The following is a 22,050-nucleotide window of genomic DNA, read 5'->3' as shown; positions in this document are numbered from 1 at the left end:
GGCTTGCGACGGGAAAGACCCCGCACGGCGGCAAGGCCGTGAGTGGTCATCTTTAGAAGTCCCAGTCCTCGTCTTCGGTGTTCACGGCCTTGCCGATCACGTACGAGGAACCGGATCCGGAGAAGAAGTCGTGGTTCTCGTCCGCATTGGGCGAGAGCGCCGAGAGGATCGCCGGGGATACATCCGTCACCGACGACGGGAACATAGCCTCGTAACCCAAATTCATGAGTGCCTTGTTCGCGTTGTAGTGAAGGAACTTCTTGACGTCCTCGGAAAGACCGACGCCGTCGTAGAGCGAGTGGGTGTAGGCGACCTCGTTCTCGTACAGTTCGTACAGCAGATCGAAGGTGTAATCCTTGAGCTCCTGGCGACGCTCGACGCTTTCCTTCTCCAGCCCGCGCTGGTACTTGTATCCGATGTAGTAGCCGTGCACGGCCTCGTCGCGAATGATGAGGCGGATCAGGTCCGCGGTGTTGGTCAGCTTGGCGTGGCTTGACCAGTACATCGGCAGGTAGAAACCCGAATAGAACAAGAAGGACTCCAGCAGCGTGGAGGCCACCTTCTTCTTGAGCGGGTCGTCTCCCTGGTAGTAGTCCATGACGATATTGGCCTTCTTCTGCAGGAACTCGTTCTCACGGGACCAGCGGAAGACCTCGTCGATCTCTTTCGTCGAGCATAAGGTCGAGAAGATCGAGGAGTAGGACTTGGCGTGCACGGACTCCATGAAGGCGATGTTGGTGTACACGGCTTCCTCGTGCGGGGTCAACGCGTCCGGCAGGAGGGCGACGGCGCCCACGGTGCCCTGGATCGTGTCCAGCAGGGTCAAACCGGTGAAGACCCGCATGGTGAGCTGCTTTTCCTCGTCATTCAACGTCGCCCAGGACTGGACGTCGTTGGACAGCGGGACCTTTTCCGGGAGCCAGAAGTTACCGGTCAACCGGTCCCAGACCTCGAGGTCCTTCTCGTCGGGTATGCGGTTCCAGTTGATGGCCTCGACGTTGTGGACCAGTTCGACCTTTTCGCTCATCATGACGGGCATGACTCCTTTTGCGCTCGCGGCGCCTCGTCGCGTGGAATTCGGGATGTATAGGGGCGGCGCCCTCGGAGAATGGGACGCCAGGGCCTGACGAGGGCCGGTGGTACGTGCACCGGCCCTCGATTGGCACTACAGCATGCAGGAAACGCAGCCTTCGACCTCGGTGCCTTCCAAAGCCAGCTGACGCAAGCGCACATAGTAGATCGTCTTGATCCCCTTGCGCCACGCATAGATCTGGGCCTTGTTGATCTCGCGCGTCGTCGCTGTGTCCGGGAAGAACAACGTCAGGGACAGTCCCTGGTCCACGTGCTGGGTGGCAGCGGCGTAGGTATCGATGATCTTCTCGTAGCCGATTTCGTAGGCATCCTGGAAGTACTCCAGGTTGTCATTGTCCAGGTATGGGGCCGGGTAATAGACACGACCCAGCTTGCCTTCCTTGCGGATCTCGATCTTGGAAGCAATCGGGTGGATCGAGGAGGTCGAGCCGTTGATGTAGGAGATCGAACCGGTCGGCGGGACAGCCTGCAGGTTCTGGTTGTAGATACCGTGTTCCATCACGCTGGCCTTGAGGTCCTCCCAGTCCGACTGGGTCGGAATGTGGACCTCGGAGAACATCTCACGCACCCGGGGAGTCTGGGGCTCCCACGTCTGCTTGATGTACTTCTCGAAGAATTCCCCCGAAGCATAATCCGACTTCTCGAAGCCCGCGAAAGTCTCGCCGCGTTCGATCGCCAACTTGTTGGAAGCACGCAAGGCGTGGAATAGCACCGTGTAGAAATAGATGTTCGTGAAGTCGATGCCTTCTTCGGACCCATAGAACACACGTTCACGGGCCAAGTACCCGTGAAGGTTCATCTGACCCAGGCCGATCGCATGGGACATCGCATTTCCCCGCGCAATCGAGGGAACCGATTCGATATCCGACATATCCGACACGGCCGTCAGACCCCGGATCGCGGTCTCAATGGACTGGCCGAAATCCGGGGAATCCATGGTACGGGCAACGTTCAACGAACCGAGGTTGCACGAAATGTCCTTGCCGATGGTCTCGTAGTCCAGCCCCGGCTGGTATTCAGAGGGCTGGGATACCTGGAGGATTTCGGAGCACAGATTCGACATGATGACTTTGCCGTCAATCGGGTTGGCCCGGTTCACGGTGTCCTCGAACATCACGTACGGGTAGCCCGACTCGAACTGAATCTCCGCGAGGGTCTGGAAGAACTCGCGAGCGTTGATCTTCTTCTTTTGGATGCGCGAGTCATCGACCATCTCGTAGTACTTCTCGGTGACGTTGATGTCCGAGAAAGGCATACCGTAGACGCGTTCCACGTCGTACGGAGAGAACAGGTACATCTCTTCGTTGCGCTTCGCCAGTTCGAAAGTGATATCCGGGATCACGACGCCGAGCGAGAGGGTCTTGATGCGGATCTTCTCGTCCGCGTTCTCGCGCTTGGTATCGAGGAACCGGTAGATATCCGGGTGGTGCGCGTGCAGGTATACCGCACCCGCGCCCTGACGCGCACCCAACTGATTCGCATAGGAGAACGAGTCCTCGAGCAACTTCATCACGGGGATCACACCGGAGGACTGGTTCTCGATCTTTTTGATCGGGGCACCGGACTCACGCAGGTTGGTGAGAGCGAAAGCGACGCCACCGCCTCGCTTCGACAGCTGGAGAGCCGAGTTGATCGAACGACCGATCGACTCCATGTTGTCTTCGATGCGCAGCAGGAAGCAGGAGACCAACTCGCCGCGCTGCTTCTTGCCGGCGTTGAGGAAGGTCGGCGTGGCCGGCTGGAATCGACCCGAGATGATCTCCTCGACCAAGTTGGTGGCCAGCTCCTCGTCACCGCGTGCCAGGGAAAGAGCCACCATGACCACCCGGTCCTCGAAGCGCTCGAGGTACCGCTGACCGTCGAAGGTCTTGAGGGTGTAGGAGGTGTAGAACTTGAACGCCCCCAGGAAGGTCGGGAACCTGAACTTCTTGGAATAGGCAAGCTTGGACAGAGACCTGATGAAGTCCATCGAGTACTGTTCCAGAACCTGGGGCTCGTAGTACTGGTGCTCGACCAAGTACTTGAGCTTCTCCTCGAGGTCGTGGAAGAACACGGTGTTGTTGTTGACATGTTGCAAGAAGTACTGGCGGGCCGCCTGCCGGTCGGCGTCGAACTGGATCTGGCCGTCCGAGTCGTACAGGTTCAACATCGCGTTGAGCTCGTGGTAGCCCAACCCCTTGTACTTCTCCGGGATGGTGGGGTCGTCGTGACCGCGTTCGGCGTTCACTCCGGGTGCGGGAAGTTTTGTGTCCAAAACGCTTTCAATCCTTCGTTGACGCGGGCAACATCATCGCTGGTGCCCATGAGCTCGAATTTGTACAGGACGGGGACCTGACATTTCACCGCTATCTTGTCTGCCGCGATGCAGTACAGCTCCCCGAAGTTGGTGTTCCCGGCCCCGATGACACCGAGCAACATTTCTCGGTTTTTCGGTTCTCTGAGGAACTTCATGACTTGCGGAGGGACGGCCCCGCCCGAGCGGGGACGACCGTAGGTCGGAACGCACAGCACGAAGGGAGTGTCCATGCGGACAGTGTCTTCTGCGGTGCGCAGAGGAAGTCGAATCGATTCGACATTCAACTTCTCGACGAATTTGTGCGTGTTGCCGGAGACGGAGGAGAAGTAGACGAGCACGGGCTCGTTTGCCGACACCGGTTTGCCGCGTTGATCTTCAAGCACGGTTTCCATGTAGGGCGCCCCCAAAAAGCTTGTGATCTGATGCGTGGTTTTCACATCACTGGGCCTAGTCGAATGATGCCCCGCTGACATATTTAACGCCCGTGGGCCGCGGAAATGTTCCGCTGCTCGGCACCGGACGTGCCCAAACGCCTCCACACGGAGGTGGACGCGTTGTGGCGCTCGCTCAGGAGGCGAGAGCGGCTTCGAGGGTGCCGATCTTGTCCGGGCGGAACCCCGACCAGTGATCGTTCTCGGTCTCGACGACCGGGGCCTGCATGTAACCGAGGCCTTTGATGTGTTCGAGTGCTTGAGCGTCCTCGGTCACGTCGACGACGTCGTAGGAGATCCCACGCTTGTCCAGGGCGCGGTAGGTCGCGTTGCACTGGACGCAGGCAGGCTTGGTGTAAACGGTGATGGACATGCAATCTCCTCTTGCAGTGGTGTGGCAACCTCTGTTCCCATCCACGGTTTCGCTATGGAGAACCGTGGAGTGGGAGCCGGTTGAAGGGCTCGGCTCAATACTACATCTAGTGTTGCGCGGAAAAAGGCCCCACAACATATTAGGTTTTTCACCAAATGGGTTATCCCCAGCCTGTGCAAATGACACCGGTGTAGTTGTACCGCGGAAACACGCGGACGAAGCTTTCCAGAACGCGTTCTGACCACAAATTGTCCACAGACACGAGGGCGGAAAATTTTTCGTCGTGCCCGGATTGAACGTGTCGCGAAGAGAAACCTAGAGCAATCCCGAGTGCTTGAGCTTGTCCGAAAGGGTGCCGCCGTCGTTGGCTTCCATCCAGAGCGATCCCGCGGCGATTTCCCGTGCCCGATCGTCTCCCCAAACCCGCCCGGAAGCGAGAACCGTCTCCCCCACGGATAGATTGCGGATCACGATCGCCGCCACGTTCTCCGGGTAACGGAGGGCGAACCCGTTGTAGATATCAGGGTCACGCTGGCCGTCGTCGCCCACCAGGATCCACTTCATATCCGGGAACTCCTTGGCGAGACGTTTGAGCGAATCGACCTTGTGGGCAGCGCCGGAACGGAACCAGCGCGTTCGGGTCGGCCCCCAATCGGTGAGCAACAAGGTGCCTTCCGGATACGCATTTCTCGACAGGAAGCGACGAAGAGTAGGTGCCACGTTCCACGCGCCCGTCGACAGGTACATGACCGGCGACTGCGGGTGGGCACGGTGGATGCGTTCAAGCAGAACGGGCATACCCGGCGTGGGCATTCGAGCATGTTCGGACAGGACAAAAGAGTTCCATGCCGCGAGAAGCGGTCGCGGAAGCGCCGTGACCATGATCGTGTCGTCGACGTCGCAGATGATCCCTATCTTCTCGTCATCCGGAACCACGTAAATGCTAGACGAGACAGTCCTTGATCCCGCGGTACTCATTCTGACCTCGTGTATTCCGGGAGGCAGCTCAATATCGAGCTGCACGTCGAGGACGCCGCCACGATCCGCGGAAACCTGGAAATGCCGATCCGCGATCACGACATCGATCTCAGCGTTGGAGATGGGTACGGAAGTGAATGACCGCCACCCGCGGGCCGGGCTGGTTGCCCGCTGGTCCCCCGCAAAGGATTCGATGATGTCGGAGAACAACATGGTTTTGTACAGCGCCCTGCCGAGGACACGGACCCAACTGGTCGTTCCGTATCCGACAAAAGCAACAATGACAGGTTCGTTGCCGGCTTTGACCGCGGACTTGGCGCGTCGCTCGTGAATACGGTCTGCGACCCGATACGCGATATTCACGGCCTCGCGCCCTACCGAGGGCGATCGGCGCTTCTGAGGGACGAATCGTCGGGCCAGAGGCCGGGAGTCAGGCATGGGTCCAGTTTGTCATATGACCCGTGCGCCCGGGCGAGTACGTGGCCCCTGAATGTGGCGAACGGAACCACTTACAACGCCTGCCCTTGGGCTTCATCGGAGACCTGGTCGGAGGGCTGTCGCACTATGTTTCTGGGCCGGCCGGCATGATCTACGGCTCGGGGTAGGTCACCACCGGAGAACGGTTCAGGGTCGGTTTCTCCGCGTCCATCATCAACGTCCAGATCTGGACGGTTATCGGCTCCGCATGAACGTTCGTGATCGGAATGTGGAATTGGCGGTACCGATTCACGGACCATGTCGAGGCTTGCAGACTGATTCCGTACGATGGTTGACATGTCCGTCACGTCATTGACCGAAAGCACGCAGAACTACCTCAAGACCATCTGGTCGCTCAACGAGTGGTCCGACGAACCCGTCACGGCTTCCGCGATCTCCGCGGCAACCGGGTTACGGTTATCCTCGGTCTCTGACGCGGTTCGCAAACTCACCAACCAAGGCTTCCTCAAGCACGCTCCGTACGGAGCCGTGGACTTGACGGAGCAAGGCCGTCAACATGCCGTCGCCATGGTGAGGCGCCACAGACTGTTGGAAACTTTCCTCGTGGAGACTCTGGGGTACACCTGGGATCAAGTCCACGATGAGGCGGAAGTCCTCGAGCACTCCGTCTCGGATTTCATGATTGAGCGAGTTGCCGAACTCTTGGGTCATCCGGAGCGGGACCCCCACGGTGATCCGATCCCTTCGGCGGATGGCACGATCAAGTCGCCTTCGGCCACTCGACTGACAGACGTACAACCTGGTCAGTCGGTCCAGGTAGAGCGGATTTCCGACTCGGATCCACAACTGCTCCAGTATTTTTCGGCCCAGGGCCTTGCCGTCGGCACAAAGCTCAACACTTCTGCCGGCGCCCCCTTCTCGGGTGCGCTCGACGTGTCCGTGGACGGCGATGGGGCCTCGCTGAGTTTGGGCCGCGAGGCCACCGACGCCATCTTCGTCTCGGAAGACTCCTAGTAGCTTCCCGGTACCGTCATCCGGTTCGATCTGCCCCGAGTCGGCGGCCTCGCGCGACGAGGAGCCGTGCCAGCTGGCCATTCCGGGGAGCCAGAAGATAGACGATGAGGAACAGAACCCCTTGGCACAGGACAACCGTTCCTCCCGTGGAAGTATCCGCGAAATAACTCGTGTAGATTCCCACCAGCGAGCACAAGGAGGACAGCACGGGTGCAACCACAAGCATCCGTGACATTCTTTCGGTCAACAAACGGGCAGTCGCTCCGGGTATGATCAGCATCCCGACCACGAGGACCACGCCCACGGCCTGAAGCGCGACCACGCAGGTCAATGCCAGAACGCCAAGCAACGTCGCACCCAAAATGCGCGGGTTGAGGCCAATATTTCTGGCGTGGCCAGGGTCGAACGCATAGAGGCTCAGGTCGCGTCTCTTGAAAATCAGCACCGCCAAGCACACGCCGGCGAGCGCAGCGACCTGTCCGAGGTCCGAAGGCGATACACCCAACAGGTTCCCGAAAATGATGTGGTTGAGGTCGACTTGGGAGGGCGTCACGGAGACCAGGACGAGTCCCAGCGCGAAGAGAGTCGTGAAGACTATCCCTATGGATGCGTCCTCCTTGATGCGTGTGGTCTCCTTGACGCCTCCGATCAGGGCCACCGCGAGCAGCCCGAAGATCGCCGCGCCAAGGGCGAATGGCAGCCCCAGCGCATAGGAGAGCACGACGCCGGGCAGTACCGCGTGCGAGACAGCATCGCCCAGTAATGACCATCCCGTGAGTATCAGCCAACATGACAGCACCGCGCAGAGGATCGAGGCCAAGAGCGTTGCCGAGATGGCCCGGACCATGAATTCGAATTCGAACGGTTCGAGGAGAATGTGGACGAGGTTCATTCCTCACCTCCGAACGCCAACGCCAATTTCTCGGGTTTCAGCACGTCGAAGGCCTCACCTCTGTAGACGACACGACGTCGCAGGAGGATGGCTTCGTCGGCCCACTGGGCTATGTTGTCGATCTCGTGCACGGTGATGAGTACGGTGATTCCATTATGGGCCAAATCGCGCAGGACCTCCGTCATGGTCTGAGCGGAGACCCGGTCCACCCCGGCAAACGGCTCGTCGAGGAGAAGGACTTGGGCGTTCTGAGCGAGTGCTCGCGCGAGGAAGGTTCTTTTCTTCTGGCCTCCGGAGAGGCGACCGATCTGTCGTTGCGCAAATTCGGTCAGGCCCACGCGGTCCAGCGAACGATGGACAGCTTCCTTGTCCCGGGAGCGGGGGCGCCGGGAGGGTCCCATTGCTCCGTATCTGCCCATCATGACGACGTCGTGGACGCTGACGGGGAAATCCCAGTCGACGGCTTCGGCCTGGGGCATATAGCCTAACAAGCCTGATTTCTGGGCTTGTTTGACCGTGCGGCTAAGGATTTTCACGGACCCCGCCGTAGGGCTGAGGGCACCGGAGATCGCGTTGAAGAGCGTGGACTTGCCCGACCCGTTCATGCCGAGGAGGGCACATACCGTTCCTTTCTGAACGGTGAAGGTCACGTCTTCTAGCGCCCGGTACTTTCCGTAGTCGACGTTGATCCCGTTGACTTCGATGGCTGGTACTTCCGCCGAACCGCTCAATGGTTTGCCTCGTGTTTCCGACCGGTGAGTCCGTCGGAAATCACGCGGGCGTCGTATCGCAGCAATTCGAGGTATGTGGGGACTGGCCCGTTCTTGTCGGACAGCGAATCGACGTAGAGCGTTCCGCCGAATTGCGCGTCCGTGCTGCCGACGACCTGTTGCATGGTGCTGTCGGAGACCGTTGATTCGCAAAACGCAGCGGGTATCTGGTTGTCTCTGACTTCGCGTGTGATGTTGGAGACGCGCTGTGCCGACGGTTCTGCATCGGAGTTGACCGCCCACAAGTACTGCTCTTTGAGGCCGGCATCGCGAGCGAGATAGGAGAATGCGCCTTCACAGGTGAGCAGGGTCCGACGGTTCTCCGGAATTGCGTGAAGAGTGGAGGTCAGTTGGCCGTGAATATCTTTCAGCTGTTCTTTGTAGGCCGAGGCGTTCTTCTCGAAGTCCTCCCGATGCTCGGGGTCGAGCTCCGAGAGGGCCTTCTGGATATTGTCGGTGTACTTTTCGGCGGCTACCGGACTCATCCATGCGTGTGGATTCGGCTTCCCCTCGGCTTCGCCCTCGCCGATGGCTATGGGTTCGACCCCATCGGAGACCGTCGCTTTGGTCGCGTTGGAATCCTGCGTGAACTTGTCGAACCAAGCTTCAAGGTTCATCCCGTTCTCGAGGATGAGATCGGCCTTCGAAGCTTTCTTGATGTCTTCGGGGGTCGGCTCGTATTCGTGGATCTCGGCTCCGGGCTTGGTAATCGATTCCACCTGGACATGGTCACCTGCGATGGCTTGTGTCATATCGGCCAACACCGTGAACGTCGTGAGGGCTACCGGTTTCTTGTCGGCACCGACTGCCTTGCTGTCCTGTCCCCCGGCGCATGACGCGATCACGGGTACGACTACCAGGACCGCCGGGATTTTCAGCAGTCGGGACAGCTTGCGTCGACGACGAGGCGCGGGGACTACAGGGTGGGTTTGGTCGGGTGACTGCTCTCGATGCATCTTGGCTTCCTTGCCTCAGTACGGGTGCGGGCGAGAGCGGGTGGGCGTGTCCATGAGTAGGAGCTGGATCATCTTCAAGGAGTACCCCTCGGGGTGCCCACCCGCCTGTCAACATCATATGTTCGACTGAGCGAACTTTCCACTACCACTATGCCGTACTTGGTGAAAACATCATGCATCAACTGTCGATTCGTGGAAGTCGAAATCAACCATGCCCCCCTCATCGGGGGGGTCGTCCCACGCGCGTTGAGGCTTCAGGAATATTGCGGCCGAAGGATTCGACGCCCGCCGTAGTCGCGGACTTCTCGACGGCGCGCAGGGCATGGTCGTAGCTGTAGTCGCTGATCCACAGCTTGGTGTTAATGAAGACGTCGGACCGATCGACGTCCGATTGTCTGATACCTCGCCGGACTTCACATTCAATGAACATGTGAGGCAGCGGTGTCTATGAGTCGATAACCGACACACAAGCATTCTCGACGGTTGCAGCGGTGGTTTCGGATGGTGCGTGGAAGACGCCGAGCCCCAGCGCTGGCATCTCGATGCCAATATTGAAGGGCATGCTATTGCTCATGCTTCGAGCAGAGATACGTCTCCATGAGGTGAAAATGGAGCTGCCAGTAGGCATATCGGACGGCAGGCTCGATAACCCGAGGCCAGGCCATACACAAAAACCCCGCCCGTGAATCCACGAGCGGGGCTGTTGATATTCGTCTTGCGATATTCGTCTTAGTGGAGCTGAGGGGACTCGAACCCCTGACCCCCTGCATGCCATGCAGATGCGCTACCAGCTGCGCCACAGCCCCAAGAACTTCTATAGCTTAGCAGAGCTCGTCGCCGGATGCGGAATCCGGGCGACGAGCCAGCCGGCCTCAGTTCAGGTGCACTACCTCGAACTCGAGCAATCCCTCGGAGTTCGAAACCGTGGACTTGGGGTCCCTCGGTTGGCGTTGCGAGGCCCACGCCTGAAAACTCGCCTCGTCGGCCCACCGCGTCACCACGAAGTATTCCTTCTGTTCGCCGGCGGGACGGAGAAGTTCGAATCCTTCGAAACCTGGGGCGGAATCCACGGAATGCTTGCGCTCGGCGAATCGACGCTCGAGTTCCTCATGGGCCCCGGAAGGAACGGACAATTTGTTGATTTTGACGACGGTCATTGTCGGCCTCCTTGTACGTTGATACGGCCATTTTAGGCGGATCAAACATGCCCGCTCTGGTCGTCTCCGGCCGCAACGGGCCATGAATGAAGCCCGTAAGCGTCGGAGTCGCGGACTATTAAAAAACCATCCCCCGATAACCTTTTCGGTCATCGGGGGATGGTATCCACGGGTGGAGCTGAGGGGACTCGAACCCCTGACCCTCTGCATGCCATGCAGATGCGCTACCAGCTGCGCCACAGCCCCATGCTTCTCATTGAGAATCCATGATTTTTGTTGCCGGCCTCGGCAACTCCTCTACTATACGAACACCATGGGGTGGGGCGCAAACCGACGGAACGTGATGTACCCCACCCTTAATAGGACTTCGTTTAGGAGCGAGGCTCAGGTGCAAGCTCACTCGCATCCGGGAGGGCCTCGACCTCGTCGAGCTCGCTCTCAACACCCAACGGGATGCGGGGAGCTTCAGCCCAAAGCCGGTCCAGGGCGTAGAACGCACGCTCTTCCTCGTGCTGAACGTGCACGACGATGTCGCCGAAGTCGAGAAGCACCCAGCGTCCACCGGATTTTCCTTCCCGACGCAGCGGTTTGATATCGAGCTGCTCGCGCAATTGGTCCTCGACCTCGTCGACGATCGCATCGACTAGCCTCTCGTTCGAGGCCGAAGCTATCAGAAAGCCGTCGATCAGGCCCATGATCTCGGAAACGTCATATGCGTTGAGTTGGGTAGCCTGTTTGGACTCTGCGGCACGAGCCGCGAGTTTGATGGCATCGACTGATTCTTGTGTTGCGGTCATGGTGTCCTTTCGGGACGATTGTGCGGCCTCGTCAGATGAGGAAGATGATTCCCAACACCACGGCCACAATGAGAAGTAGAAGAACAACGGTGATCAAAGCAATCCGCCCACCGGATTTGGGAGCCTTACGATCCATTCCGGACAGATCCAGCCCGTGAGCATCCATCGCCCGCACGGGCTTGACGTCGGCGGGCTCCGACTCGGGTGTAACCGTCGATTGGCTCGGCTCCGCCACATCGGACTCGCCCTGTGCACGAGACAACGGCTTCTCGCCCGAAGAAGACTCCGCGTTCCCGGCCTCGGTCACATGGGAGCCGCCGATCCCCGGCTCGTCCTGCGAAGCACCCGAAGATTCGGCCGCCTGTGAGGATTCCGTCTGATCCGGAGCAGCCTCGGCTGGCGACGCAACCGCTCCCTCACCGGAGACGGAGCCTTGGGAAACCGAAGAACTTGCCGGCCCCAGAACCACGGGGACCCCCATGGTTACCGGACCCAGAATGTGTTCGTCGTAGTCGCGCTTGATATCTGTACTACTGAAACCGGAAAGGTGCGCAGGGTTGATCGACAGGCTGGGTGTGTCCGCGACGGTGCCTGACTCCCCCAGGATGTGCCGTTGCACGGCGTTGAGGACATCCTCTTCCTGGAACTGGACCGCGGAGGCATCCGCGGCGATCAAGGTCTCGAATTCGGCGTCCTCGCTGAGCTCCACGAACTCGCCGTCTTCGTTCAAAGCCCCGGCCAAAGCCTCGAATCGGCGCTGAATCTCGAGAACCTCTGGCGGCGGCTCGTGGACAGGAACAATCGGAACGCCCTGGGTGTGGAGAGGCGGTTCTCCCCTGACCTCAGACAGGTGCTGACGCCGGTAGCGGGCAAGGCGACGCGGACCATACGCCTCCGGTGCCGGAGGGACCTTCGTTCCGTCCTCCGCCACGTACACCTTTTCCGGTTCCGAATAAATATCGGTGGTGGTGGGAAGATTGCTACTCAGCTGAAACTCCTTGACGTGTCCGCTCGTCGCACATGCTAATGCGCTCCTCTCGAGTCTACCGGGGTTGTCACGGCATCGTGGTCCCCCGGCAGGCGATCAGGATTCCGACGGCTGTTGTCGTCACCGGAATCCTCGAGCGGATCATACAGGTTGTACTTGTTGATGTACTGGACGACTCCGTCCGGCACGAGATACCACACGGGTTTTCCTGCTGCGGACCGTCGTCGGACGTCGGTAGAAGAGATCGCCATGGCTGGTACTTCCAGAAGCCCGACGCCATCCCCATGATACGGCGCGGACAGCTCGTGGCCGGGCCTCGTCACTCCTACGAAGTAGGCGAGGTCCCACATTTCTGCGGCATCTTTCCATGAGAGAACCTGCGCCATCGCGTCCGCCCCGGTGATGAAGAACAGGTCGGCAGTGGGGCGAATCTCACGCAAATCGCGGAGAGTGTCGATCGTGTAGGTCGGCCCGGGGCGATCGATATCGACTCGCGAAACAGTGAACCGCGGATTGGATGCCGTCGCGACCACGGTCATGAGATACCGATGTTCCGCGGAGGAAACTTGTTTGTCCGCTTTCTGCCAAGGTTGGCCCGTGGGCACAAATACGACTTCGTCGAGATCGAAGACGGATGCGACCTCACTCGCGGCCACAAGGTGCCCGTGGTGAATCGGATCGAACGTTCCGCCCATGACGCCGAGGCGCGTGCGCCCCGGGCGGCGAGGGGGAACGGTCAGGCCGTCAGCGGTGGTGGCTTTGAGCTGAGGATTCATGGAACACAGAACCGGGACCGCACGCTGCGGAACGCCTGCGCGGGCCCCGGTCTCCCTATGACCGTCGTCTAACGGTGATGCTTTTCGTTGTACTCGGTCATTGCGTCTTGTTCATCCGGTGAGATCTCGGCGGGATTGGACAAGCCATCGCGACGGACCCCACGGCCCGAGAAGGAAACAACGACCAACAACATGAGCAGGAAGACGCAGAAGAAGATCACGGCAACCAACCAATGGGGAATACCGAGGTCGTAGCCGGCGCTTTCTTCCGCGACGGTTGCGGAGGCCAGGATGGCTGAGTTGAGCATGTGCCTATTGATCCCTTCCGGCGTGTCGCCCAGGGCGACCGCCGCTTATTTCCAGTGCGATGAAGTCACCCCTAGTTTAGCCCCTTGTGTGGCCTTCTCCTCGCACAACCCATTGTGAGGAAGTCAATTGGGCCAACCCCATCGGCCCGCGAGCATGGAGCTTCTGCGTCGAAATTCCGACTTCTGCCCCGAGGCCCAGCTCGCCCCCGTCGGTAAACCGGGTGGATGCATTGACCATCACGGTCGCCGAATCGATGCGAGCGACGAACTCGTCAGCCTTTCGGAGATCATTGGTAATGATGAGTTCCGTGTGACCGGTCGAGTACCGCTGAATATGATCCAGGGCCTCGTCCATCGACTCCACGACCCGAACCGACATCTCCAAGGCGAGACTTTCTGAGTCCCAGTCGCCGTCTTGTGCCGCGACGACCTGCTCGGAATATCCGCCGGCAAGTTCTGCAGCGGCTTCGTCGACGTGCAAGCGGACTTCGGCATCGAGCAGGCCTTTGAGGACGGCCTCAGCCGCCGGGGCATCTTTCTGGATCAGCAGGGTCTCGGCCGAGTTGCACGCAGAGGGACGATGAATCTTGGAGTTCACGACCAACGGAACAGCATTTTCCTCGGTCGCCGTCGTGTCAAGGTAAATGTGCACATTGCCCTCGCCGGTTTCGATCACCGGGACGCGCGCGTTATTCACGACGGACTGGATGAGATTTCCGCCGCCTCGGGGAATCAGCACATCGACTTTGCCGCGCGCGAGCATCAAAGCGTTGGCTCCGTCGCGACCGTACTCGTCGACCGATTGGACGCAATCCACGGGCAGGCCCGCGGAGTCGAGGGCATCGCGGATTACGCCGACCAGGGCTCTGTTGGTTTCAAGCGCAGCGGAACCGCCCCGCAACATGGCAGCGTTTCCGGATTTGAGGGCCAGGCCAGCAATATCGACCGTGACGTTCGGGCGAGCCTCGTAGATGGCTCCTACGACGCCGAGAGGCACCCGAACCCGGGAAACCCGAAGCCCGTTGGGCAGGATCTGGCCGTCCAGGATCTCCCCGATCGGATCGACCTGCGAGGCCAAGCTCTTGAGCGCCTCGATCAAACCGTCGATGCGGTCGTCGTTGAGCGTCAACCGGTCAACCAGGTTCTCGGCGAGACCTTTCTCCGCACCACGGGCGACGTCGGCCTCATTCGAGCGAAGGATGACTTCGCGTTGGGCATCGATCGCCTCGGCGATACGGAGCAACGCCCTATCTTTCCGACTTCGGTCCGCGGTGGCCAGCGTGCGTGAGGCCGCGCGGGCGTCATCGGCCATCGCATTGACCGCAGACTGGATGTCGTCCGGAACGGAAAATGTGGACTCTCGTGCCTGTACGTTTTGGCTCATGACCCCAACCTTAGCGGGAGCGTCGTCGGGATTCAGCCGCTTTCACTCTGAGTAAAAGCCACTGCCTTCCCCAACGGCGCCCCGTTGCCTTGCCTTCACGGGCGGAGCGCCGCCGCCAGAGATTCAATACTTACGGCGTAAAAGAGCGAGATTGTCGACATGGACCAGCACGCCGTCGAATCCCTCCCCGAGCTCGTCGAGGGCGTCATCGGTATGTTTGCCTGCCGTCTTGGCGCAATCCTCGCTCGAGTAAGCGGCGATACCATGGGCGATAGTCTTCCCGTTCGGCGCCTTGAGCGCGATGGCTTCTCCCGGCCGGAATATGCCTTCTACTTTGGTAACACCGGCGGCGAGCAGCGACGTGCGGCGACGAATGGCCTTGACGGCGCCGTCGTCCAGGGTGAGAGCACCCTTGGTCTTGGCCAATTGGGCCAACCACACCAGTCGAACCGAGCGTCTTCCGCCCGTCGGTTTGAACCAAGTGCCGACGTCCTGGCCTTCGAGAGCCGCTGCGGCGTTGGCCGTGGAGGTTACCAGCGCCGGGATTCCGGAGCTGGAGGCGATCTTGGCTGCCTCAACCTTGGTGACCATGCCACCGGATCCGACGCCGGCTCGACCGATCGTGCCGATTTCCACGCCTTCGAGGTCCTTCTCCGGATCCGTCACTTCCGGAATCCGCTCTCCGCCTTCCGCGGGGTGCTTGGTGTAGAGAGCATCCACGTCCGACAAGAGCAACAAAGCGTCCGCTTTGATGGTGTGGGCAACCAACGCGGCAATGCGGTCGTTATCCCCGAATTTCAGCTCGTGGGTCGCGACGGCGTCGTTTTCGTTGACGATCGGAAGCACGTTGAGGTCCAACAGGCGTTCCAACTGCCGGTGGGCGTTGTGGTAACGGTTGCGGTGCATGAGGTCCTCGGCCGTGACCAGGACCTGCGAAATCGTGACGTCGTACCTGGTGAAGAGCTCGGTGTACCGGGTCATGATCAGTGACTGCCCCACCGAGGCCGCCGCCTGCTGTGTGGCGAGGTCCTTGGGACGGCGGCTCAACCCCAGGGGGGCCAGACCCGCTGCGATGGCGCCCGAGGACACGAACACCACCTCGACATTGCGCGCATGTGCTTTGGCCAAGACATCCGTAATGGTCGCGACGGCCAACTCGTCCAACGAGTTGGCTATCGAGGTCAGAGACGATGAGCCGACCTTGACAACCACGCGCCGCGCCTTGGGAATGTCCGACCTGCTCTCAATGGGGCTGATTCGGTTCTTCCCGCGGTTTTCTGCGGAACGCTGTACCTCAGTCCTCTTGAGTTTGCCTCTAGCCTTGCTCATGCCCTGATTCGTCTCCTTGCGTGTCGCTCGTCCCGGCCGCCGACTCCCGCGCTTTGCGTTCCCGCCTTTGTTCCACGGATTCGGTCCATTTGCCCGCGAGGCGCTCGGATTCCAGCTCGTCACGAGCCGCAGCTCGTGCGTCCTTTCGCTGCTGGTAGTCCTCGCGCTTCTCAGCACGCGTGGGCCGAATGAGTTCTTCGAGACGGACGTCGGACCCGCGCGGACTCGTCAGATTCTCCGCACCGGTCACCATAGTCGGCTCCCAATCGAAGATCACTGCGTCCGCCTCTGATCCGATGACCACGGCGTCGCCGGGTTTGGCGCCCTGTTTGAATAATTCGTCTTCCACACCGAGCTTAGCGAGACGATCGGCCAAGAACCCCACTGCTTCATCATTTGAGAAATCGGTTTGCTTGATCCAACGCTCCGGCTTCTCACCCAGCACACGGAAGAGAGGCTCCAAATTTCGTTCTTCATGACGGATCGTGAACTCGGATTCTTTCTTCCGGCGGTAGCCTCGGGGCCGGATGACGGCCGGGGCCGGCTCCTCAACCTCCGCTTCGGCTTGGTGGGCGCGAGCTTCTTCGACAAGCTCTGCCATGGCGAAAGTCAGTTCGCGCAACCCCTCGTGCGAGGCCGTGGAAATCTCGACGACGCGCAGTCCGCGTTCCTCAAGATCGTTCCTCACGAACTCGGCCAATTCACGAGCTTCCGGAACATCGATCTTGTTCAGAACCGCGATGTGAGGCCTTTCAACCAGCGGAGTTGAGGTTCCCGCGGAGGGATCCACCTCATACCGAGAAAGTTCCTGGTTGATGGTCTCGAAATCGCTGATGGGATCCCTGCGGGGTTCAAGGGTCGCGCAGTCGATCACGTGCACGATCGCGGCGCAGCGTTCAACGTGTCGCAGGAAGCGGTGGCCCAACCCTTTCCCGTCTGAGGCACCCTCGATCAGGCCGGGTACATCGGCCACCGTGAAACGGGTGTCCCCCGCTTCCACGACGCCCAGATTGGGCACCAACGTGGTGAACGGGTAGTCGGCGATTTTGGGGCGTGCAGCACTGATCGCAGCGATCAGCGAGGACTTGCCGGCAGACGGGTAGCCGACCAAGGCGACGTCGGCTATCGACTTCAGCTCGAGGACGATGTCCCGCGTCTCGCCGTCCGTACCGAGGAGAGCAAATCCGGGAGCCTTGCGCTTGACGGACGCCAGCGCGGCATTTCCGCTGCCACCTATTCCGCCGTGCGCTGCGATGAATTCATCGCCCTCACGCACGAGATCCGCCAGGACCTCGCCGTCTTTCGTCTTGACGACGGTCCCCTGCGGCACGGAAAGGACAAGATCCTCGCCGTGGCGACCGTGGTTGAGAGCGCCCCGCCCGATGTCTCCCTTGGGAGCCGTCTGATGCGGGGAGTGATGGTATTCCAGCAATGTGGTCGATTGCCCGTCGACCCGGAGAATAACGTTGCCGCCGTGACCACCGTTGCCACCGTCGGGTCCGCCCAAAGGCTTGAACTTTTCTCGGCGCACGGACACGCAGCCATCGCCGCCCGCCCCGCCGCTGGCGTGCAAAACGACCCTGTCCACAAAATTCGCCACACAAACTCCTCGAACTGACACGTGCGCTTTGGGTGATTCTAACGATTTTAAACGAGAAAAGAGGGCGTGCGCTGCGAATGAGCACATGCCCTCTCATCTCTGCCGGTCAAAACGGCCGGCAGTGAAGCAACGAGTGAATTACTCGGCCGCTTCCAAAATGTTGACGACCTTACGACCCCGTCGACGGCCGAATTCGACCTGGCCAGCGGCCAGAGCGAAGAGCGTGTCGTCTCCCCCGCGGCCGACGTTGTCGCCCGGGTGGAAGTGGGTGCCGCGCTGGCGGACGATGATCTCGCCGGCGTTGACGGCCTGGCCGCCAAAGCGCTTCACACCCAGGTACTGGGGGTTCGAGTCGCGACCGTTACGGGTTGAGCTTGCACCTTTTTTATGTGCCATACCTGCCTACCTTCGGTTAAAATTTTCTGACGGAAAACCGTGTTGACGGTTACTAGGCGTTGATGCCGGTGATCTTGACCTTGGTCAGATCAGCACGGAAGCCCTGGCGCTTTTTGTAACCGGTCTTGTTCTTGTACTTCTGGATAACGATCTTCGGACCACGCAGGTCCTCGACCTTCTCTGCAGTGACCTTTGCGGATGCCAAGCTCTTGGCATCTGCAGTGACCGACTCGCCGTCGACCAGCATCAGCACGGGCAGCTCAATGGTGCTGCCGGCCTCGCCGGCGACGCGGTCAAGGGTCACGAGGTCTCCGACGGAAACCTTTTCTTGGCGGCCGCCAGCGCGGACAATCGCGTACACCACTTGGGAACTCACTTCTCTCGACGTTATATGTACAAAGTTTCTAGGGAGGGCGCCTGCTCAGACGACCCCTCACTGAGACGGAGGGTCGGCCTTCTCGCTTCCAGCGGCATAAACCGCGGGCATTGCGCTCTCATGCTCATCTCCCGTCTCAGCCCGCTTCGAACGGCCCGGACCATAACGCCCGTCATGAGGTGGCAATGAGCACCGACTAACAAGCCTACGGTACCGCACGAAGACGGGCAAGTGGAGGTGATGCGTGTCGCCGCCGTTCATGGGCGACCCGCATCACATTCCTCTACTCCGGTCGCCGGATTTCGGAAGCCTTGACTCCGACGCCCAACATCGGGACGTCCTCATTCGACGACGAAGGCTCGGCGGCAGCCGAATACGAGGCGGTGGACACGGAGCCGCCCTGGGCCTTTCCGCTCTCACCTGCTTGGATCGTGCCCCCGACTCCCGTGCTCGAGGCCGCACGCCGGCTCCGTCGCTTCTTCGGTTGAGTGGCCACGGCCTGGGGCGCGGCGGCGGCCTTCTCAGCAACAGGTTCCGGCGTATTCGACGGCTGTCCTGGCGTCGCAACGCCGGTCAGATTCTGATCATTCTCCGGCTCCACAACCGCCCGTGACGTCTTGCGCCGCGGAGTATCTCGCTGCTGCGGCTTGTCGGAACGCTGTTGATCAGCCTGTTTGCCCTGATTCGATTCCTGCGCAGGCTTCTTACGACGTCCGCCGCGGCCCCCGGGCCTCATATCCTCAAGCGCCTCGAGTGCCGCACGACGCGCAGCTTCTGCGCCTTCTCGACCCGAGCGGTTCCGAGCAGCATCACGGCGTCCGCGCCTGACCGGACGAACTTCACGGGCCTGCTGGTCCTCTTCCGAACGGTCCGCCTCGGAGACCGACTCCTCCGAACTGTCGAGATTGCTTGAGTCCCCCTTGTTTTCGAAGGCTGCCGCGAGAGAATCGAGGCTGAACGAGCCTTGCTCACCGTAGGACTCTTGTTCCTCGTCCGCCTTGGAGCCCTGAGGCAAGCTGACGACCTCACCCTGAATCGTCAGGACGGCGTCCGGCTCCCCCTCGGCTACACCCTTCTGGTGGCCGCCCGAACGCTCCTGGCCGGAAGGGCTGTCGGAGGTCTGGGCCTCGTTGGACCCGGCCAAAGGATTGCGGTCCTTGTTCCGCTTGCGGCGCTTACGCTTCTTCGCGGACTTCGATTCGCCCGATTCGGGTGTGTGCTGTCCGCGGTTGCGGGAATCCTCACCGGTTTCGGAGGTTTCCGAGTCTTCCTGATGAGAGGAAGCTGCCGCTATATTGGCCAGAGCATTGCGCGCGGCCTCGGCCTTCGCCTCGTCCTGCTTCGAGTGCTCGTCATGATTTCGCTGTTTGCCGCGGTCCTTGTTGCGCTTGCGGTCGTTGCGACCGTTGTGCTCTGTTCCGGCTCCGCCGGCGCGACCCTTGAGCGGCTGGTCGTGGACGATGACACCCCGACCTGCGCAGTGCTCGCACGTCTCGGAGAAGACCTCCAGGAGGCCCGTGCCCATGCGCTTGCGAGTCATCTGGACCAAACCAAGCGAGGTCACCTCGGCGACCTGGTGCTTGGTTCGATCCCGTCCGAGGCATTCGATGAGTCGACGCAGGACAAGATCGCGGTTCGATTCCAGAACCATGTCGATGAAGTCGATGACGATGATTCCGCCGATGTCGCGCAGGCGCAGTTGACGGACGATCTCTTCGGCCGCCTCCAGGTTGTTCTTGGTCACGGTTTCTTCCAAGTTTCCGCCGGAACCGGTGAACTTTCCCGTGTTGACGTCGATGACGGTCATTGCTTCGGTGCGATCAATCACCAAGGAGCCTCCGGAGGGCAAGAAAACCTTGCGATCCAATGCCTTGGAAAGACCTTCTTCAATGCGGTAATGGTCGAAGAGGTCTTCCTCGCCATCCCACTTCTTGAGTCGGTCGATCAGATCCGGTGCCACATAGGTCACGTACGCCTCAATGCTGTCCCACGCTTGGTCGCCCTGAACGACCATGGCGGAGAAATCTTCGTTAAAGACGTCGCGAACCGTCTTGATGGTCAGGTCCGGCTCTTGGTAAAGCATCTCCGGAGCCAAGGTCTTCTTGGACTTGGACTTCGATTCGATGTCTTCCCACTGCGCGCGCAGTCGGTTGATGTCGTGGGCCAGCTCTTCTTCGGCAGCGCCCTCCGCGGCCGTGCGGACTATGACTCCCGCCCCGTCCGGCAGTTTGTCCTTGAGGATCTTCTTGAGACGGGCTCGCTCGGTATCCGGCAATTTGCGGGAGATGCCCGTCATGGACCCGCCCGGGACGTAGACCAGAAAACGGCCGGGGAGGGAGACCTGGGAAGTCAAGCGGGCGCCCTTGTGACCGATGGGATCCTTGGTGACTTGCACCAAAACCGAGTCGCCTGACTTGAGCGCATTCTCGATCTTTCGAGGCTGGCCATCGAGTCCGGAAGCATCCCAATTGACCTCGCCGGCGTACAAGACCGCATTGCGCCCGCGACCGATGTCGACGAACGCGGCTTCCATGGACGGAAGAACGTTCTGGACCTTGCCTACGTAAACGTTACCGATGAGCGAGTCCTGCTGGGTTTTGGACACGAAGTGCTCCGCCAGGACACCGTCTTCCAGAACGCCGATTTGGATCCGATCGTCTTTCTGACGAACGATCATCTGGCGTTCGACCGATTCGCGACGGGCCAGGAATTCCGCTTCAGTGATCACATGACGACGCCGTCCTGAAGCGCGGGAATCGCGGCGACGCTGACGCTTCGCTTCGAGCCGCGTCGAACCCTTGACCGAAGTGACCTTGTTCGAGGCCGCTCCCTCGGTCAGACGCGGGGTCCGGACCTTGGTCACGGTGTTGGGCGGGTCGTCGTCGTTCCCTCCCGTCAGTTCGAGATCTTCGCCGCCCCGGCGTCGACGTCGACGGCGGCGGGAAACGACTTCGCCGTCTTCGGCCGAGTCGTCTTCCTCCGGCTCTTCGTCGTCCTCGTCGGAGTCCTCGTGCTTTTTCTTGGTCAAGGCTGCGGCCTTGATTTCGTCGAGGTCCGGGGCGTGAAAAAGAAGAGAGGTCGGAGACAACGCAGCGACCGGAGTGCTCGGTTCTTCTTCCTGCCCCTGATGGGGTTCTTGTCCCTGCTCCGAAATATCGGGTTCGCCCGGCTGGGAAGCCTCGGGTGTTCCGGGCTGTTGGCGCTCGACGTCGGTTTCGGCGGTCTCCTGCGACTTCGCTTCGGGGGCGTTGGTGGGTTCGTCCACTTCGGCCCCGCCTTCTGCGGCGGTGCCTTCGTTCTGCATGCTCATGTTTAGTTAGTACTCCTATGGAGCCGATCCCGAGCCGCACCCGCGATCTGGCCGTTCATGTCGGTCCTGCCGCGATCTACGCGACGACCGGAAGTCGTTCTCTACCCGGGTGGGGCTCATCGAGCCTGCGCTGTGGGGATGCCGGCGAAGGGCTCCACACGGGCCAATGGATCCGCCGAGCTTCGCATCCCGCTGAAGTCTTGTGCAAAGGTGGTCTTCGCTTCGTTGTCCGAAGCGGTGCACGGCACCTGTCGGCGTCACATTGGGCTTTGAGCCGCGTGCGGCGCGACTCTCACCTCTCTCAGTATCGCACAGCCAAGCCTTGGCTCGCTGTTCATTGAATTGCCAGCGACCTTTGAGACGAATTCGTAACGCCTCAAGTACCACAT

22 protein-coding genes and 2 tRNA genes are annotated in these 22,050 nt (G+C 60.4%); 1 reads left to right on the top strand and 23 read right to left on the bottom strand.

Going from position 1 to position 22,050, the window contains the following annotated elements:
• Positions 1 to 52: 52 nt before the first annotated feature.
• The 5 genes from nrdF to EWV35_RS04295 all read right to left on the bottom strand — a co-directional run bounded on the left by nrdF (position 53) and on the right by EWV35_RS04295 (position 5,608).
• Positions 53 to 1,027, bottom strand: a complete 975-nt coding sequence (gene nrdF / locus EWV35_RS04315) for a class 1b ribonucleoside-diphosphate reductase subunit beta (RefSeq protein ID WP_129659510.1) — start codon at positions 1,025 to 1,027, stop codon at positions 53 to 55.
• 138 nt (positions 1,028 to 1,165) lie between these two features.
• Positions 1,166 to 3,286: a class 1b ribonucleoside-diphosphate reductase subunit alpha gene (gene nrdE, locus EWV35_RS04310; RefSeq protein ID WP_129659505.1), complete on the bottom strand. Its 2,121-nt coding sequence runs from the start codon at positions 3,284 to 3,286 to the stop codon at positions 1,166 to 1,168.
• Between the two features lie 29 nt (positions 3,287 to 3,315).
• The gene (nrdI, locus tag EWV35_RS04305) at positions 3,316 to 3,780 is read right to left on the bottom strand and encodes a class Ib ribonucleoside-diphosphate reductase assembly flavoprotein NrdI (protein WP_129659507.1); all 465 of its coding nucleotides are present in this window, start codon (positions 3,778 to 3,780) and stop codon (positions 3,316 to 3,318) included.
• Between the two features lie 175 nt (positions 3,781 to 3,955).
• Positions 3,956 to 4,192 (bottom strand): glutaredoxin-like protein NrdH, encoded by a 237-nt coding sequence (gene nrdH, locus EWV35_RS04300; protein WP_129359711.1) that lies wholly within the window; start codon positions 4,190 to 4,192, stop codon positions 3,956 to 3,958.
• Positions 4,193 to 4,507: 315 nt separating this feature from the next.
• Complete coding sequence (locus EWV35_RS04295; protein ID WP_129658509.1) at positions 4,508 to 5,608, bottom strand: App1 family protein; 1,101 nt, start codon at positions 5,606 to 5,608, stop codon at positions 4,508 to 4,510.
• 336 nt (positions 5,609 to 5,944) lie between these two features.
• Here EWV35_RS04295 and EWV35_RS04290 point away from each other — a divergent pair, with 336 nt between their 5' ends.
• The gene (locus tag EWV35_RS04290) at positions 5,945 to 6,622 is read left to right on the top strand and encodes a metal-dependent transcriptional regulator (protein ID WP_129658507.1); all 678 of its coding nucleotides are present in this window, start codon (positions 5,945 to 5,947) and stop codon (positions 6,620 to 6,622) included.
• Positions 6,623 to 6,638: 16 nt separating this feature from the next.
• Here EWV35_RS04290 and EWV35_RS04285 read toward each other — a convergent pair whose 3' ends face one another.
• The 18 genes from EWV35_RS04285 to EWV35_RS04205 all read right to left on the bottom strand — a co-directional run bounded on the left by EWV35_RS04285 (position 6,639) and on the right by EWV35_RS04205 (position 21,655).
• Positions 6,639 to 7,514: a metal ABC transporter permease gene (locus EWV35_RS04285; protein ID WP_129658505.1), complete on the bottom strand. Its 876-nt coding sequence runs from the start codon at positions 7,512 to 7,514 to the stop codon at positions 6,639 to 6,641.
• Positions 7,511 to 8,245 (bottom strand): metal ABC transporter ATP-binding protein, encoded by a 735-nt coding sequence (locus EWV35_RS04280; protein ID WP_129658503.1) that lies wholly within the window; start codon positions 8,243 to 8,245, stop codon positions 7,511 to 7,513. The genes EWV35_RS04285 and EWV35_RS04280 overlap by 4 nt, the downstream gene beginning before the upstream one ends.
• Positions 8,242 to 9,240, bottom strand: coding sequence for a metal ABC transporter substrate-binding protein (locus EWV35_RS04275; RefSeq protein WP_129658501.1), 999 nt, complete (start codon positions 9,238 to 9,240; stop codon positions 8,242 to 8,244). The genes EWV35_RS04280 and EWV35_RS04275 overlap by 4 nt, the downstream gene beginning before the upstream one ends.
• Before the next feature lie 220 nt (positions 9,241 to 9,460).
• A complete protein-coding gene (locus EWV35_RS04270) occupies positions 9,461 to 9,670 on the bottom strand; it encodes a hypothetical protein (protein WP_129658499.1) in 210 nt (69 codons plus the stop codon).
• Positions 9,671 to 9,685: 15 nt separating this feature from the next.
• Complete coding sequence (locus EWV35_RS13515; protein WP_274542942.1) at positions 9,686 to 9,814, bottom strand: hypothetical protein; 129 nt, start codon at positions 9,812 to 9,814, stop codon at positions 9,686 to 9,688.
• Between the two features lie 159 nt (positions 9,815 to 9,973).
• Positions 9,974 to 10,046 (bottom strand) — tRNA-Ala (locus EWV35_RS04265).
• A gap of 66 nt (positions 10,047 to 10,112) precedes the next feature.
• Complete coding sequence (locus EWV35_RS13145; RefSeq protein WP_165168331.1) at positions 10,113 to 10,397, bottom strand: antibiotic biosynthesis monooxygenase family protein; 285 nt, start codon at positions 10,395 to 10,397, stop codon at positions 10,113 to 10,115.
• Between the two features lie 173 nt (positions 10,398 to 10,570).
• Positions 10,571 to 10,643, bottom strand: a tRNA-Ala gene (locus EWV35_RS04255).
• 125 nt (positions 10,644 to 10,768) lie between these two features.
• Positions 10,769 to 11,194: a ribosome silencing factor gene (gene rsfS, locus EWV35_RS04250; protein WP_129658497.1), complete on the bottom strand. Its 426-nt coding sequence runs from the start codon at positions 11,192 to 11,194 to the stop codon at positions 10,769 to 10,771.
• A gap of 31 nt (positions 11,195 to 11,225) precedes the next feature.
• The gene (locus EWV35_RS04245) at positions 11,226 to 12,125 is read right to left on the bottom strand and encodes a hypothetical protein (RefSeq protein WP_129658495.1); all 900 of its coding nucleotides are present in this window, start codon (positions 12,123 to 12,125) and stop codon (positions 11,226 to 11,228) included.
• A 92-nt stretch (positions 12,126 to 12,217) separates the two neighbouring features.
• Positions 12,218 to 12,958, bottom strand: coding sequence for a nicotinate-nucleotide adenylyltransferase (nadD, locus tag EWV35_RS04240; protein ID WP_129658493.1), 741 nt, complete (start codon positions 12,956 to 12,958; stop codon positions 12,218 to 12,220).
• A gap of 68 nt (positions 12,959 to 13,026) precedes the next feature.
• A complete protein-coding gene (locus tag EWV35_RS04235) occupies positions 13,027 to 13,266 on the bottom strand; it encodes a hypothetical protein (protein WP_129658491.1) in 240 nt (79 codons plus the stop codon).
• A gap of 76 nt (positions 13,267 to 13,342) precedes the next feature.
• Positions 13,343 to 14,650: a glutamate-5-semialdehyde dehydrogenase gene (locus EWV35_RS04230; protein WP_129658489.1), complete on the bottom strand. Its 1,308-nt coding sequence runs from the start codon at positions 14,648 to 14,650 to the stop codon at positions 13,343 to 13,345.
• 123 nt (positions 14,651 to 14,773) lie between these two features.
• The gene (gene proB, locus EWV35_RS04225; RefSeq protein ID WP_129359727.1) at positions 14,774 to 15,979 is read right to left on the bottom strand and encodes a glutamate 5-kinase; all 1,206 of its coding nucleotides are present in this window, start codon (positions 15,977 to 15,979) and stop codon (positions 14,774 to 14,776) included.
• The gene (gene obgE / locus EWV35_RS04220; RefSeq protein WP_129658487.1) at positions 15,966 to 17,579 is read right to left on the bottom strand and encodes a GTPase ObgE; all 1,614 of its coding nucleotides are present in this window, start codon (positions 17,577 to 17,579) and stop codon (positions 15,966 to 15,968) included. The genes proB and obgE overlap by 14 nt, the downstream gene beginning before the upstream one ends.
• A gap of 138 nt (positions 17,580 to 17,717) precedes the next feature.
• Positions 17,718 to 17,975 carry a 50S ribosomal protein L27 gene (rpmA, locus tag EWV35_RS04215; protein WP_129359729.1) on the bottom strand — a complete coding sequence of 86 codons (258 nt, stop codon included), beginning with the start codon at positions 17,973 to 17,975 and terminating at the stop codon, positions 17,718 to 17,720.
• A 52-nt stretch (positions 17,976 to 18,027) separates the two neighbouring features.
• Positions 18,028 to 18,339 (bottom strand): 50S ribosomal protein L21, encoded by a 312-nt coding sequence (rplU, locus tag EWV35_RS04210; protein ID WP_129360143.1) that lies wholly within the window; start codon positions 18,337 to 18,339, stop codon positions 18,028 to 18,030.
• A gap of 295 nt (positions 18,340 to 18,634) precedes the next feature.
• Positions 18,635 to 21,655 carry an Rne/Rng family ribonuclease gene (locus tag EWV35_RS04205; RefSeq protein WP_394342439.1) on the bottom strand — a complete coding sequence of 1,007 codons (3,021 nt, stop codon included), beginning with the start codon at positions 21,653 to 21,655 and terminating at the stop codon, positions 18,635 to 18,637.
• Between the last annotated feature and the right edge of the window lie 395 nt (positions 21,656 to 22,050).

It is taken from the genome of Rothia uropygialis (assembly GCF_004137765.1).
Classification (GTDB): Bacteria; Actinomycetota; Actinomycetes; order Actinomycetales; family Micrococcaceae; genus Rothia.
The sequence above is the reverse complement of the archived record's forward strand: the minus strand, read 5'-3'. Positions and strand labels throughout refer to the sequence as shown.